This is a genomic window from Burkholderia seminalis (assembly GCF_001718535.1).
In the GTDB taxonomy this organism is placed as follows: Bacteria; Pseudomonadota; Gammaproteobacteria; order Burkholderiales; family Burkholderiaceae; genus Burkholderia; species Burkholderia seminalis.
In genome coordinates this window covers 2629510-2642974 of sequence record NZ_CP013398.1, presented here as the reverse complement: position 1 = coordinate 2642974, position 13465 = coordinate 2629510, and the positions used below count along the sequence as shown (strand labels likewise).

10 protein-coding genes are annotated in these 13465 nt (G+C 67.5%); 4 read left to right on the top strand and 6 right to left on the bottom strand.

All coding sequences use genetic code 11. The annotated features are described in order from the left end of the window. Window positions 1-167: 167 nt before the first annotated feature. The 3 genes from WJ12_RS11950 (at window position 168) to WJ12_RS11940 (ending at window position 5240) form a co-directional block, all read left to right on the top strand. Complete coding sequence (locus tag WJ12_RS11950) at window positions 168-2150, top strand: DNA topoisomerase IV subunit B (protein ID WP_034190712.1); 1983 nt, start codon at window positions 168-170, stop codon at window positions 2148-2150. Between the two features lie 69 nt (window positions 2151-2219). Next, the gene (gene parC, locus WJ12_RS11945) at window positions 2220-4541 is read left to right on the top strand and encodes a DNA topoisomerase IV subunit A (protein WP_034190713.1); all 2322 of its coding nucleotides are present in this window, start codon (window positions 2220-2222) and stop codon (window positions 4539-4541) included. Window positions 4542-4781: 240 nt separating this feature from the next. Continuing rightward, window positions 4782-5240, top strand: a complete 459-nt coding sequence (locus WJ12_RS11940) for a CopD family protein (protein ID WP_034190714.1) — start codon at window positions 4782-4784, stop codon at window positions 5238-5240. A 38-nt stretch (window positions 5241-5278) separates the two neighbouring features. On the opposite strand, the gene WJ12_RS11935 is transcribed toward WJ12_RS11940, so the two are convergent. Then, window positions 5279-6163, bottom strand: coding sequence for a LysR family transcriptional regulator (locus WJ12_RS11935; protein WP_059558165.1), 885 nt, complete (start codon window positions 6161-6163; stop codon window positions 5279-5281). 112 nt (window positions 6164-6275) lie between these two features. On the opposite strand from WJ12_RS11935, the gene WJ12_RS11930 reads away from it, so the two are divergent. Next, the gene (locus WJ12_RS11930) at window positions 6276-6722 is read left to right on the top strand and encodes a multidrug/biocide efflux PACE transporter (RefSeq protein WP_059558163.1); all 447 of its coding nucleotides are present in this window, start codon (window positions 6276-6278) and stop codon (window positions 6720-6722) included. Between the two features lie 51 nt (window positions 6723-6773). Here the strand turns inward: WJ12_RS11930 and WJ12_RS11925 are convergent, their stop codons facing one another. From WJ12_RS11925 to WJ12_RS11905, 5 genes are all read right to left on the bottom strand, one after another. Continuing rightward, window positions 6774-7982 (bottom strand): chromate transporter, encoded by a 1209-nt coding sequence (locus WJ12_RS11925; RefSeq protein ID WP_059558161.1) that lies wholly within the window; start codon window positions 7980-7982, stop codon window positions 6774-6776. A gap of 204 nt (window positions 7983-8186) precedes the next feature. Beyond that, the gene (locus WJ12_RS11920; RefSeq protein ID WP_034190718.1) at window positions 8187-10526 is read right to left on the bottom strand and encodes a bifunctional diguanylate cyclase/phosphodiesterase; all 2340 of its coding nucleotides are present in this window, start codon (window positions 10524-10526) and stop codon (window positions 8187-8189) included. 216 nt (window positions 10527-10742) lie between these two features. Beyond that, on the bottom strand, window positions 10743-11627 hold the full coding sequence (locus WJ12_RS11915) for a PhzF family phenazine biosynthesis protein (protein ID WP_049029078.1): 885 nt from the start codon (window positions 11625-11627) through the stop codon (window positions 10743-10745). A gap of 13 nt (window positions 11628-11640) precedes the next feature. After that, complete coding sequence (locus tag WJ12_RS11910) at window positions 11641-12099, bottom strand: RidA family protein (RefSeq protein ID WP_034190720.1); 459 nt, start codon at window positions 12097-12099, stop codon at window positions 11641-11643. 42 nt (window positions 12100-12141) lie between these two features. Next, window positions 12142-13323 (bottom strand): aminotransferase-like domain-containing protein, encoded by a 1182-nt coding sequence (locus WJ12_RS11905; protein ID WP_049031287.1) that lies wholly within the window; start codon window positions 13321-13323, stop codon window positions 12142-12144. Between the last annotated feature and the right edge of the window lie 142 nt (window positions 13324-13465).

The following is a 13465-nucleotide window of genomic DNA, read 5'->3' as shown; positions in this document are numbered from 1 at the left end:
ATACCGCGCGTTCAGGGCCGCGCAGCGCACGCCGCGCGCCCGCTTTCGGAGCAGTCCAAGCACACCGTTGTTTCGATTCGCTTTTTTACGGAACTCAACGTTTTGTCCACGATGTTATCCACACGAGGTGTGGACAACGTCCCGATGAATGACGAAATTCAGCGCCTATGTCAACGAAGAAACCCAGCGCGGCCTATAGCGAAGCATCGATCAAGGTGCTCAAGGGTCTCGAGCCGGTCAAGCAGCGGCCCGGCATGTACACCCGTACCGAGAATCCGCTGCACATCATCCAGGAAGTCATCGACAACGCGTCCGACGAGGCGCTCGGCGGCTACGGCAAGCAGATCACGGTCACGCTGCACGCCGACCAGTCGGTCTCGGTCGAGGACGACGGCCGCGGCATCCCGTTCGGCATGCACCCCGAAGAGGGTGTCCCGGTCGTCGAGATCGTGTTCACGCGCCTGCACGCAGGCGGCAAGTTCGACAAGGCCGCCGGCGGCGCCTATACGTTCTCGGGCGGCCTGCACGGCGTCGGCGTGTCGGTGACGAACGCGCTCGCGACGCGCCTCGACGTGACGGTGTGGCGCGACGGCAAGATCGCCGAGCTCGGCTTTGCCGAAGGCGACGTCGTCAAGCCGCTCGCGACGCAGGCCGCGGGCCGAGGCGAGAAGAAGTCCGGCACGCGCGTGCAGGTGTGGCCGAATCCGAAGTACTTCGATTCGCCGAACCTGCCGCTCGGCGAGCTGCAGCGCCTGCTGCGCTCGAAGGCCGTGCTGCTGCCGGGCGTCGAGGTCGTGCTCGTCAACGAGAAGACCGGCGAGCGCCAGGCGTGGAAGTATGAAGACGGCCTGCGCGGTTACCTGCTCGACGAAATGAACGGCAGCGAGCTGCTGATCCCGCTGTTCGAAGGCGAGCGGTTCGCCGATTCGCGTTCGGGCGACGATTCGTTCGCCGAAGGCGAGGGCGCATCGTGGGTCGTCGCCTGGAGCGAGGAAGGGTCGCTCGTGCGCGAGTCGTACGTGAACCTGATCCCGACGCCGGCCGGCGGCACGCACGAATCCGGCCTGCGCGACGGCCTGTACCAGGCCGTGAAGAGCTTCGTCGAGCTGCACAACCTGCAGCCGAAGGGCGTGAAGCTGCTCGCGGAAGACGTGTTCGCGCGCGTGTCGTTCGTGCTGTCCGCGAAGGTGCTCGATCCGCAGTTCCAGGGGCAGATCAAGGAGCGCCTGAACAGCCGCGACGCGGTGAAGCTCGTGTCGTCGTTCTCGCGCCCGGCGCTCGAACTGTGGCTGAACCAGCACGTCGAGCACGGCAAGAAGCTCGCCGAGCTCGTGATCAAGCAGGCGCAGGCGCGCACGCGGGCGGGCCAGAAGGTCGAGAAGCGCAAGAGCTCGGGCGTCGCGGTGCTGCCCGGCAAGCTGACCGACTGCGAAACCGAGGACATCGCGCGCAACGAACTGTTCCTCGTCGAGGGCGACTCGGCGGGCGGCTCCGCGAAGATGGGCCGCGACAAGGAATACCAGGCGATCCTGCCGTTGCGCGGCAAGGTGCTGAACACGTGGGAAACCGAGCGCGACCGCCTGTTCGCGAACAACGAGGTGCACGACATCTCGGTGGCGATCGGCGTCGATCCGCACAGCCCCGACGACACCGTCGACCTGTCGAACCTGCGTTACGGCAAGATCTGCATCCTGTCGGACGCGGACGTCGACGGCTCGCACATCCAGGTGCTGCTGCTCACGCTGTTCTTCAAGCATTTCCCGCAGCTGATCGAGCGTGGCCACGTGTATGTCGCCCGTCCGCCGCTGTTCCGCGTCGATGCGCCCGCGCGCGGCAAGAAGCCCGCGCAGAAGCTCTACGCGCTCGACGACGGCGAACTCGAGGCGACGCTCGACAAGCTGCGCAAGGACGGCGTGCGCGAGACGCAGTGGAGCATCAGCCGCTTCAAGGGTCTCGGCGAAATGAGCGCCGAGCAGCTGTGGGACACGACGATGAACCCCGATACGCGCCGCCTGATGCCCGTGAAGCTCGGCGAGCTCGACTACGAGGCAACCGTCGCGCGCATGACGATGCTGATGGGCAAGGGCGAGGCAGCCGCGCGGCGCGGCTGGCTCGAGGAAAAGGGCAACGACGTCGAAGCGGACATCTAAGCCACGCATCCGCGCGGCCGGGCATGACGCCCGGCCCGGCCTCACGCCACTTACGAATACGGAATTCTGATGGACGACAATACTTCCGATCTCTTCGCCGGGTCCGATGCACCGGACGCCGAAGCGCTGACGCTCGGCAACTACGCGGAGCAGGCGTATCTCAGCTACGCGGTCAGCGTCGTGAAGAGCCGCGCGCTGCCCGACGTGTGCGACGGCCAGAAGCCGGTGCAGCGCCGAATCCTGTTCGCGATGAACGAAATGGGTCTTGGGCCCGATGCGAAGCCGGTGAAGTCGGCGCGCGTGGTCGGCGACGTGCTCGGTAAATACCACCCGCACGGCGACCAGTCGGCGTACGACGCGCTCGTGCGTCTCGCGCAGGATTTCTCGCTGCGCTACCCGCTGATCGACGGGCAGGGCAACTTCGGCTCGCGCGACGGTGACGGCGCGGCGGCGATGCGTTACACGGAAGCGCGCCTCACGCCGATCGCGAAGCTGCTGCTCGACGAGATCGACCAGGGCACGGTCGACTTCATGCCGAACTACGACGGCTCGTTCGAGGAACCGAAGACGCTGCCGAGCCGCATGCCGTTCGTGCTGCTGAACGGCGCGTCGGGCATCGCGGTCGGCCTCGCGACCGAAATCCCGTCGCACAACCTGCGCGAAGTCGCGGCCGCTGCGGTCGCATTGATCCGCAATCCGAAGCTCACGCACGCGGAGCTGATGAACCTGATTCCGGGCCCGGATTTCCCGGGCGGCGGCCAGATCATCTCGAGCGACGCCGAAATCGCGGCGGCCTATGAAACCGGCCGCGGCAGCCTGAAGGTGCGCGCGAAATGGAAGATCGAGGATCTCGCGCGCGGCCAGTGGCAGCTCGTCGTGACCGAGCTGCCGCCGAGCACGTCGGGCCAGAAGGTGCTCGAGGAAATCGAGGAACTGACCAACCCGAAGCTCAAGCTCGGCAAGAAGACGCTGACGCCCGAGCAGCTCAACACGAAGAAGGCGATGCTCGACCTGCTCGACGCGGTGCGCGACGAGTCGGGCAAGGAAGCGGCGGTGCGGCTCGTGTTCGAGCCGAAGTCGCGCACGATCGACCAGACTGAATTCGTGAACACGCTGCTCGCGTACACGAGCCTCGAGTCGAACGCGACGCTGAACCTCGTGATGATCGGCGCCGACGGCCGGCCGGGCCAGAAGGGCCTGCTGACGATCCTCGACGAGTGGGTGAAGTTCCGCCAGCTGACGATGACGCGCCGTTGCCGCCATCGTCTCGCGAAGGTCGACGACCGCATCCACATCCTCGAAGGGCGGATGATCGTCTTCCTGAACATCGACGAGGTGATCCGCATCATCCGCGAGTCGGACGAGCCGAAGGCCGCGCTGATGAGCGCGTTCGGCCTCAGCGAGCGGCAGGCGGAAGACATCCTCGAAATCCGGCTGCGTCAGCTCGCGCGGCTCGAGAAGATCAAGATCGAGAAGGAACTCGACGCGCTGCGCGACGAGAAGGCGAAGCTCGAGGAACTGCTCGCGAACGAAAGCGCGATGAAGCGGCTGATGATCAAGGAGATCGAGGCCGACGCGAAACAGTACGGCGACGATCGCCGCACGCTGATCCAGCAGGAAAAGCGCGCGACGTTCGAGGCGAAGGTGGTCGACGAGCCGGTGACGGTCGTCGTGTCGCAGAAGGGCTGGGTGCGCGCGCTGAAGGGCCACGGGCTCGACCCGGCCGCGTTCTCGTTCAAGGCGGGCGACAGCCTGTACGCGGCGTTCCAGTGCCGCACGCCGGACCGGCTGATCGCGTGGGGCAGCAGCGGCCGCGTGTACTCGGTCGACGTGTCGGTGCTGCCGGGCGGGCGCGGTGACGGCGTGCCCGTCACGTCGCTGATCGAGCTCGAATCGGGCTCGCACCTGATGCACTACTACGCGGCGTCGGCCGACCAGCAATTGCTGCTCGCGTCGAGCAACGGCTTCGGCTTCCTCGCGAAGGTCGGCGACATGGTGAGCCGCGTGAAGGCCGGCAAGGCGTTCATGACGATCGACGCCGGTGCGGTGCCGCTTGCACCGATGCCGGTCCTGCCGAACGCGACGCAGGTCGCATGCCTGTCGAGCGGCGGCCGCTTGCTCGTATTCGGGATGGACGAGATGAAGACGCTGTCCGGCGGCGGGCGCGGCGTGATCCTGATGGCGCTCGACGACAAGGAAACGCTCGTGCAGGCGCTGGCGATCGATCCGGCCGGCGTCGTGCTGATCGGTACCGGCCGCGGCGGCAAGGCGCAGGACGAGACGCTGTCGTACGCCGGGCTCGCGCCGCACATCGGCAAGCGCGCACGCAAGGGCCGCGCGCCGGAGACGAAGCTCAAGGTCGTCAACGAACTGCGCCCGCTGCTCGGCTGACGCCGGGCCCGGTTCGGCCGCGATCGACAGGCCGCCCATCCGCTTCGGCGGGTGGGCGGCCTTTTGTTTGGATGCGGCGATTCGGGTAAGCCACGTGTGGCGCTGTCACGCGGAACTTGCAAAATAATGTGAAATCGCGCCGGGGGTCTGAACCGGGACGCAATTGGCCGGTCGAACGTCGCTTGATGCCGCGCGCGACGCGGCCGTTCGCTGGTCCCCACTCATCACAGGATTGTCGCCATGTCCCACGCTGTTGCCGTCGCGCTGTTTCTTCACCTGCTGGCCGTTGCCGTGTGGGTGGGCGGGATGGTTTTCGCGCACTTCTGCCTGCGCCCGGCGCTGTCCGACCTGTCGCCGCAGCTCCGGTTGCCGCTGATCGAAGGCGTGTTCGGCCGTTTCTTCAACTGGGTGGCCGGTTCCGTGATCGTGATCCTGCTGTCCGGCGGCTTCCTGCTCGTGGAATTCGGCGGCGCGCACGCGACGTGGTCGCTGCACGCGATGGCCGGGCTCGGCGTCGTGATGATGCTGATCTTCGGCCATATCCGCTTCGCGCTGTTCCCGCGCATCCGCCGCGCGGTGCAGGCGCAGAACTGGCCGGACGGCGCGCGCGCGGTGAATGCCGTGCGCCTGCTCGTCGTCGTCAATCTCGTGCTCGGCGTCGTCACGATCGGCGCGGCCGTGCTGTCGCGCGGGTTCTGATCGCTCGCCGCGGGCTGCCGGCCGGGCCGCCCGCGCCGCTACGCGGCCAGCATCGCATCGAGCAACCACGCGCCGGCCGGGCCGAGCGGCCGGTTGCGCGACCAGACCGCATCCACGCGCACGCGGCGCGGCCAGCCGCGTGAGCGCAGCTCGCACAGGCGATCGCGCGCGAAGTGCTCGACCATCCAGCGCGGCAGTTCCGCCCAGCCGAACCCCAGTACGGCCATCTCCAGCAGCATCAGGTAGCTGGGCGCCAGCCAGTGCTGCGTGCCGACGACGATCCGGTCGTCGGTGCCGCGGCCTTCCGTTTTCACATAGGTATTGAGGCGCAGCTCGCGCACGTCGCGCAGCACCGCGTGCGGCACCTCGGCGTCGCCGTATTCGGCGAGCGCATGCGTGCGCCCGACGAACAGCCCGATCTCCGATTCCTCCGCCACCGTCGCCGCGCCGATATCGGCCGGGTAGGCCGCGCGCGCGGCCATCAGCCCGAGCTGCGCGCGGCCCTGCTGGATCAGGTCGAGCACGTCCTCGTGTTCGGCGATCTGGCATTCGAGCTCGAGCGCCGGAAAGCGTCGCTCGAGCGCCATCAGCGTTTCCTCGTAGCGTTTCGACTGGTACGTGTCGGACACGACGAGCGTCAGCCGCGCTTCCTCGCCGTGCGCGAGCCGCGCGGCCGTTCGGTCGATCGCCGCGCTGGCCTCGAGCGCGCGCTGCACCTGCGGCAACAGCGCGCGGCCGGCGTCGGTCAGGGTCGGCGCGCGCGTCGAGCGGTCGAACAGCTGCACGCCGAGATCGATTTCGAGGTTCGCGATGGCTTCCGAAATGGTCGACTGGCGTTTGCCGAGCTTGCGTGCGGCGGCCGTAAACGAGCCGAGCAGCGCGGCCTCGGCGAATGCGAGCAGGGCTTCGGGGGCGTGGTGCATGCGGTGCTCCAGACTTCTTGTTATCGGCAAAACCGATGATAACAAACTGGATTCAACCGGTATCGCCGATCAAAATGGCCGACATGCATGACGTAACGAATAGGAGGGCATCATGAAACAGGTGAACAAAACGGTGACGGAACGGCTGCTGCACGCGCTGACGTTCGAGCTGGTCGCGATCGCGCTGTGCGCGCCGATCGGTGCATGGCTGCTGGACATGCCGGTGTCGCACGTCGGCGTGCTGACGGTGATGGTGTCGCTGATCGCGATGGCGTGGAACATGGCGTTCAACACGCTGTTCGACCGCTTCGAGCGTCGCGCGGGATTGAAGCGCACGCTCGGCATGCGGATCGCGCACGCGGTCATGTTCGAGCTCGGCCTCGTCGCGATGGTGGTGCCGGTGGCCGCGTGGTGGCTGAACGTGAGCCTCGTCGAGGCACTGCTGCTCGACCTCGGCATCGTGCTGTTCTTCCTGCCTTACACGTTCTGCTTCAATCTCGCGTATGACGCGCTGCGGACCCGCTGGATGGCTCGCCGGGTCGCGGTGCAGGCCGGTTGAGGAGGGGCGGCGCGCCGGTGGCGGCCGGTGGAGCAGGGCTGCGGGGGCCTGTCAGTGCGCGGCGGCCCACAGCCACACGCCGCACGCCACGGCGACCGCGCCGTAGACGGCATAGACGGGCACCTTGAAGCGCGCGAAGCACAGCGTCGCGAAGGCGCCCGTCAGCCAGTAAACCGGGTCGGCCGGCTCGCGATGCAGGATCTTCGCGACGGCGACGACGAGAAAGCCCGTGGTCGCCGCGCGCAGCAGGCGCATGCCGTGCTCGAAGCGCGCGTGGCGCTTGAGCCGGGACAGGTGGTTCTGCGCAAACACGACGAGGCATCCCGACGGGATGAACAGCGCGGCCGTCGCGAGCAGCGCGCCGACCCAGCCGTCGGTCAGGTAGCCGAGAAACGGCACGACGTTCAGCAGCGGGCCCGGTGCCACCGGCGACAGCGCGAACGCCAGCGTGAAGTCATGATCGGAGATGCCCGTCGCCGGCGACACGAACAGCGTCTTGAGCACCGGCAGCGCGGAAAAGCCGCCGCCGAACAGCGTCATGCCGGCGCCCGCGAGGCGCGGCCACAGTAGCTGCGCCTGGTAATCGCCTGGCAGCGGCACCGCGAACAGCGCGACGAGCACGCCGAGCAGCACGAGCAGGTTGCGGTCGCGCTTCGACAGCGTGAATTCGACCGCGTCGCGCTGGGTCGGCCCCGTCAGCCAGCCCGCTGCAAACGCGGCGAAGAGAATCCCGACGAAAGCGGCGGGAGTATGCGCGAAAGCGAGCAGAATCGTCGACAGCGCGGCGATCGCCTGCTCGAGCCGCGTGCGCGCGAGCGCGCGCAGCTGCTTGACCCACGTGACGCCGATCAGCGCGGCGAGCACCATCCCGAAGTGATTGATCAGCATCGGCGCGGCCAGCGAGCGCACGAGCGGCGTCTGATAAAAGATCGCGAACAGCGTCATCAGGATCGAGAACGGCAGCACGCTCGCGATACCGGCAACCCAGGCGCCGGCGCGGCCGTGCAGCGTCTGGCCGACCTGCACCGCCACGTTGCAGCCGACCGGGCCCGGCACGAGCCAGGCGAGCGCGACGAGATCGCCGAATACGTGCGGTTCGATGCGCTGCAGCCGTTCAACGTAGTGGCGTTCGAGCTGCGCCATCATCGAAAGCCCGCCCCACGAGAGCGCGGAAATACCGGCGACGACCTTGAACAAGGTCCATAGGGATGCCTGTGCCTCTTCGACACGAGCGGTCGCTTCGACTTCGACGGTAGTCATGGTTGTGTGGTTGGCGCAGGGCCGGATCTCTCGCGTATGGCCATGCCGGCGGCCCGCCGACACGTAGGCCCTCCCGATTGTCCGCCGCGCATCGTGACACTGCCATGCGCGAAAACGCTAGTTAATGAACTAAACGATCGGATCGGGAAACGCAACAATTGCGGCGGTGCGCAACGCGCGCCGTGATAGCGGCGGTTTCGCCGCTCAGGCGCCCGTGCTGCCGGTCGCGCGATGGGCGATGACGTTCGGATGGTCGCCGCGCACGCCGAAGCGCGCGATCAGGGCGGGAATCGCGTCGGCCGGCACCGGGCGCGAGAACAGGAAGCCCTGTGCCTCGATCTCGCCGAGCGCGGACAGCCAGGTGATCTGCTCCTCGGTTTCCGTGCCTTCGACGACGACGGTCAGGCCGAGCGAGCGGGCGAGATGCACGATCGACGACACCATCACGCACACGCTGCGATCGTTCGGGATTGCCTGCACGAACGAGCGGTCGACCTTCAGCGTGTCGACCGAGAAGCGGTGCAGGTACGACAGCGACGAATAGCCGGTGCCGAAATCGTCGAGCGCGATGCGGATGCCGAGCTTCTTCAGCGCGACGATCTTCTCGGACACGAGCTCCGGATATTCCATCATCGCGGTCTCGGTGATTTCGAGTTCGAGCCGGTTCGCGTCGATGCCGGTTTCCAGCAGCGTGCGCGAGATCGTCTCGATCAGGTCGCCGCGCCAGAACTGCACGGGCGAGATGTTGACCGCGAGCGTCAGTGTGTCGTGGCCCTCGTCGCGCCAGCGCGCGATCTGCTCGCACGCGGTACGGATCACGAAGTCGCCGATCGGCACGATCAGGCCCGTCGATTCGGCGATCGAAATGAATTCGTTCGCCGAGATGATCCCGTGCTCGGGGTGATCCCAGCGCGCGAGCGCCTCGAAGCCGGTGATGTACCGGTGCGTGAGGTCGATCTTCGGCTGGTACGCGAGGAACAGCTGCCCCTCGGCGAGCGCGACGCGCAATTGCTGTTCCCAGCGCATCAGGTGATCGGCGCGGTGCGACAGGTGCGGCGCATAGAACTGGTAGCAGTTCTTGCCGGCGTCCTTCGCGCTGTACATCGCGAGGTCGGCCTTCTTCAGCAGGTCGATCTCGCTTTCGTTCGCGACGGTGTGCAGCGCGATGCCGATGCTCGCATGCAGCACGAACGAACTGCCGCGCACGTCGAACGGCTCGCCGAACATCCGGATGATCGCTTCGGCGAGCCGCACCGCGCGCCGCTCGACGTCGTCGCCCTTCATCACGACGACGAACTCGTCGCCGCCGATGCGCGCGAGCGAGCCTTCGTCGCCGACCGCATCGGCCAGGCGCGACGCGGTCATCTGCAGCACGATGTCGCCGGCGTTGTGGCCGAGCGTGTCGTTGACGGTCTTGAAGTTGTCGAGATCGATGAACAGCAGGCCGAGCCGCGACAGGCTCGCCGGCATCGACACGTCGTTGCGCAGTCCGCGCAGCGTCGCGTAGCGGTTCGCGAGGCCGGTGAGCAGGTCGTATTCGGCAAGCTGCGTCATCTCGCGCTCGCGGCCGAGCAGCTTGCCGATCAGGCCCGTCGCGACGCCGAAGAACGCGAGCATCGCGAGCGTGATGAAGCTCGTCATCAACAGGTAGACGTTGCGCGTGTGGTAGTAGTCCGCGAACTCTTCCGTCTGCGACAGCCCGACCATCACGGCGAGCGGATAGCCGTCGAGGTGGCGGTACGACACGATGCGCGTCACGCCGTCGATCGGGTCGATGATCGTGCCCGTCACGCGCTCGGCGATCGGGTAGACGCCCGATGCCGAAAACGCGCCGGGCGCGTTGTTCAGCGAACCCGTGCGCCGCGCGAGCACCGTACCCGTGTCGGACACCACCGCGATCACGCCTTCCTTGCCGATCGCCGCGTTGTTGTAGAAGTCGTTGGTGAAGTAGCTCGGGTCTTCCGACACGACGACGATGCCCGCGAAGCTGCCGTCCGGGTTGTTCAGGCGCCGCGTCATCTGCAGCGTCCAGTGGCTCGACACGCGGCCGAGCACGGGTTTGCTGATGAACAGGCGGTCGTCGTTGTGCGCGAGGTGGACCTTGAAGTGCTCGCGGTCGGACAGGTTGATCGGCTGCGGATGAAGCTCGGCCGTGTTCGCGAACAGGATGCCCTTCGCGTTGACCAGCGACACCTGGATCAGCGTATCGCTCGGCACGACGCCTTTTTCGACGGCGCTCGCGAGGTTGAAGTGCGCGGGGGACTTCTCGAATTCGAACTTGACGAAGCGGGTGATCTGGTCGACCTGGTGGATCGCCTTGACCGTATGCTGCTCGAGCGCGGAGGAGAGGATCGCGGCGGAGGCCGCCGCTTCCTTGTACGCGCTGTCCTTTTCCACCGACAGCCGCGCGATGATCACGGCCCACAGCAACGCGAGCGCCAGCATCCCGAGCAGCGGGATCGCAAATAGCGCCCGCCGGCGCGATTTGCGCGGCGTGCGCAGCGGCCGGTTCGGCGGCGTGTGGTTGGACCGGGCGGAGCTCATCGAAGCGGGTGGCGTCCTGCTCGCGTGCGCCATCCGTCCGGATGGCTGGCTTGGGTTGGGGTTATCCCGGCGTCTGTTCGTTCGCGGGATGCGCAACCATGGACAGACGTCCGAAACAACGGATTAGGCCCGATATTACTGGCTGGAACGTTTTTGCGATAGTTGGGCGAAGTGTAGGGCGCCGAACGAGCCGGCGCCATCGCACATCGCGGAATGTCAGGCAGGCGACCGGAAGGTGCCGTCGACGACCGTCACGACATCGCCGCCGATCCATGTCGTGCCGTCTTCGTCGTAGCGGACGGCGATACGGCCGTCGCGGTCGATCGCCGTGCCCTGGCGGGCCGTGTACGACGGGCCGGGGCGGCGATTCTGCCGCGTCAGCAGCCCGGCCAGCGCGGCGTTCGCGCTGCCGGTGACGGGATCCTCGCCGGGGGTGCCGAACTGGCCGCCCGTCATCAGGCAGCGGATCTCGAACGTCGCGGGGCCGCCTTCGGCGTGCGGCGCGTAGGCGGCGAGGCCGTCCACGCCGTAGCGGCGGGTCAGCGCTTCCAGCGCGACCGGATCGGGCGACAGGCCGATGCACGCGTCGGCCGACTTCAGCCGCACGACCAGCCACGGCGCGCCGTTGTCGACCGCGCACGGCTCGGCATCGAGGTCGAGCGCGTCGCTGCGCAGCGCGGCGGCCAGCGCCGCGTAGTCCGAACGGTCGAGCGGCGTGACGCGTGCCGGCGGCGCGGCGAACGCCCAGCCGCCGGCCTGCTCGCGCAGCGCGACCCGGCCGACCCCGCACTGCTGGATCAGCCGGCCCGGCGTGCGTGGCCGCGCGCCGCTTTCCAGGAACGCATGCGCGGTGCCAAGCGTCGGGTGGCCGGCGAACGGCAATTCGCCGCCCGTCGTGAAGATCCGGACGCGGTAGTCGGCTTCCGGATCGGTCGGCGTGCAGAGGAACGTCGTTTCCGACAGGTTCGTCCAGCGGGCGATCTCGAGCATGGCGTCGTCGCCGAGCGAATCGGCGTCGAACACCACGGCCAGCGGATTGCCCTTGAACGGCACCGACGAGAACACGTCGACCTGCTTGAAGCGGACGAGGCGGCCGGACATCGTGCCGGGCCCGTTACGCGACTTCGGCGATCAGCTCGATCTCGACGCATGCGCCGAGCGGGATCTGCGCGACGCCGAAGGCCGAGCGGGCGTGCTTGCCGGCGTCGCCGAACACCTCGGCGATCAGCTCCGACGCGCCGTTCGTCACGACGTGCTGTTCCGTGAAGTCGAGCGTCGAGTTGACGAGGCTCATCAGCTTCACGATGCGCGTGACCTTGTTCAGGTCGCCGGTATGCGCGTGCAGCGTCGCGAGCAGGTCGATCGCGATCGCGCGCGCGGCCGCCTTGCCGTCTTCCGTCTGCAGGTCGGCGCCGAGCTTGCCGGCCCAGACCTTGCCGTCCTTCTTCGCGATGTGGCCCGACAGGTACACCGTGTTGCCGCTTTGCGCGCTCATCACGTAGGCGGCGGCCGGTGCGCCGGCGGTCGGGAGCTCGATGCCGAGCGACTTCAGCTTGTCGTAGACGTTAGCCATGTAATCGATTCCTCGTAGAGAGTCGTGACAGGAAAAAGGGGATCAGAGGCGCTCGCGCAGCAGCTTGCCGAGGCGCGCGACGCCTTCCTCGATCTTCTCGGGCGGCACCGTCACGAACGACAGGCGCAGCGTGTTCTGCTGCGCGTCGTCCGCGAAGAACGGCGCGCCCGGCACGAAGGCGACGTGGTTGTCGACGGCCGCGGCGAGCAGTTTCATGCTGTCGATCTGCGCGGGCAGGTTCACCCAGATGAACATCCCGCCTTCCGGGCGGTTCCACGTGACGCCTTCCGGCATGTGACGCGCCAGCGCGCCGAGCATCGCGTCGCACTGCGCGCTGTACAGCTCGCGGATCGTCGGGATGTGCTCGTCGAGGAAGCCGTCCTTGATCACTTCGTGCGCGATGCGCTGCGTGAGCGTCGGCGTGTGCAGATCGGTGGCCTGCTTGGCCTGCACGAGCTTGAAGTGGAGTTCCTCGGGCGCGATGATGTAGCCGATCCGCAGGCCCGGTGCGAGCACCTTCGAGAACGTGCCGAGGTGCACGACGTGGTCGGGCGCCATCGACAGCATCGTCGGCAGCGGTTCGCCGCGATAGTTCAGCGCGCCGTACGGATCGTCCTCCAGCACCGGGAACGGGCTCGACTGCGCGAACGCGGCGAGCGCGCGGCGGCGCTCGACGGGCAGGCGGCGGCCGGTCGGGTTCTGGAAGTTCGGTTGCGCGTACAGCAGGCGCGCGCCTTGCGTGAGTTCGGGTGTCAGGCCTTCCGGCAGCAGGCCCTGTTCGTCGGTCGGCACCTGCACGTAGCGCGGCTCGTACAGCGAGAACGACTGCAGCGCGCCGAGGTAGGTCGGCGTTTCGACCAGGATCGGGCTGCCCGGATCGACGAGCGCCTTGCCGAGCAGGTCGAGCGCCTGCTGCGAGCCGGTCGTGATCAGCACCTGCGACACGCGCACGCTGTAGCGCTCGGCGATCCATTCGCGCAGCGGCAGGTAGCCTTCGGTCGCGCTGTACTGGAGCGCGGCGGCCGGCGCGTCGCGCAGCACGCGGTCGGCGGCGGCGCGCATGCGCTCGGCCGGGAACGTCGCGGGGGCGGGCAGGCCGCCGGCGAACGAGATGACCTCGGGGCGTTCCGTGACCTTCAGGATCTCGCGGATCGCAGAGCTCGTCAGCTTGCGGGCGCGTTCGGAAAGCTGCCAGTGCGGCGGATGCAGGTCGCTCGGATTCATAGTCTCCTCGTTCGGATATCGTGGTCAGTCAAGAAAGGTCGTTCGGGCGAATCGTTTCGACACCGCCGGGTGGGCAGGCGCGAGCGCGATCGAGCCTTCGCGGCCGGGTGGGCAAAACCGATCAGGCAAAACAAACATTATG

Coding starts and splice junctions, on each gene's coding strand:
- WJ12_RS11910 (WP_034190720.1), bottom strand. CDS start 12,099: ATGGCTAACGTCTACGACAAGCTGAAGTCGCTCGGCATCGAGCTCCCG.
- WJ12_RS11925 (WP_059558161.1), bottom strand. CDS start 7,982: ATGACTACCGTCGAAGTCGAAGCGACCGCTCGTGTCGAAGAGGCACAG.
- parC (WP_034190713.1), top strand. CDS start 2,220: ATGGACGACAATACTTCCGATCTCTTCGCCGGGTCCGATGCACCGGAC.
- WJ12_RS11940 (WP_034190714.1), top strand. CDS start 4,782: ATGTCCCACGCTGTTGCCGTCGCGCTGTTTCTTCACCTGCTGGCCGTT.
- WJ12_RS11935 (WP_059558165.1), bottom strand. CDS start 6,163: ATGCACCACGCCCCCGAAGCCCTGCTCGCATTCGCCGAGGCCGCGCTG.
- WJ12_RS11920 (WP_034190718.1), bottom strand. CDS start 10,526: ATGAGCTCCGCCCGGTCCAACCACACGCCGCCGAACCGGCCGCTGCGC.
- WJ12_RS11915 (WP_049029078.1), bottom strand. CDS start 11,627: ATGTCCGGCCGCCTCGTCCGCTTCAAGCAGGTCGACGTGTTCTCGTCG.
- WJ12_RS11905 (WP_049031287.1), bottom strand. CDS start 13,323: ATGAATCCGAGCGACCTGCATCCGCCGCACTGGCAGCTTTCCGAACGC.
- WJ12_RS11930 (WP_059558163.1), top strand. CDS start 6,276: ATGAAACAGGTGAACAAAACGGTGACGGAACGGCTGCTGCACGCGCTG.
- WJ12_RS11950 (WP_034190712.1), top strand. CDS start 168: ATGTCAACGAAGAAACCCAGCGCGGCCTATAGCGAAGCATCGATCAAG.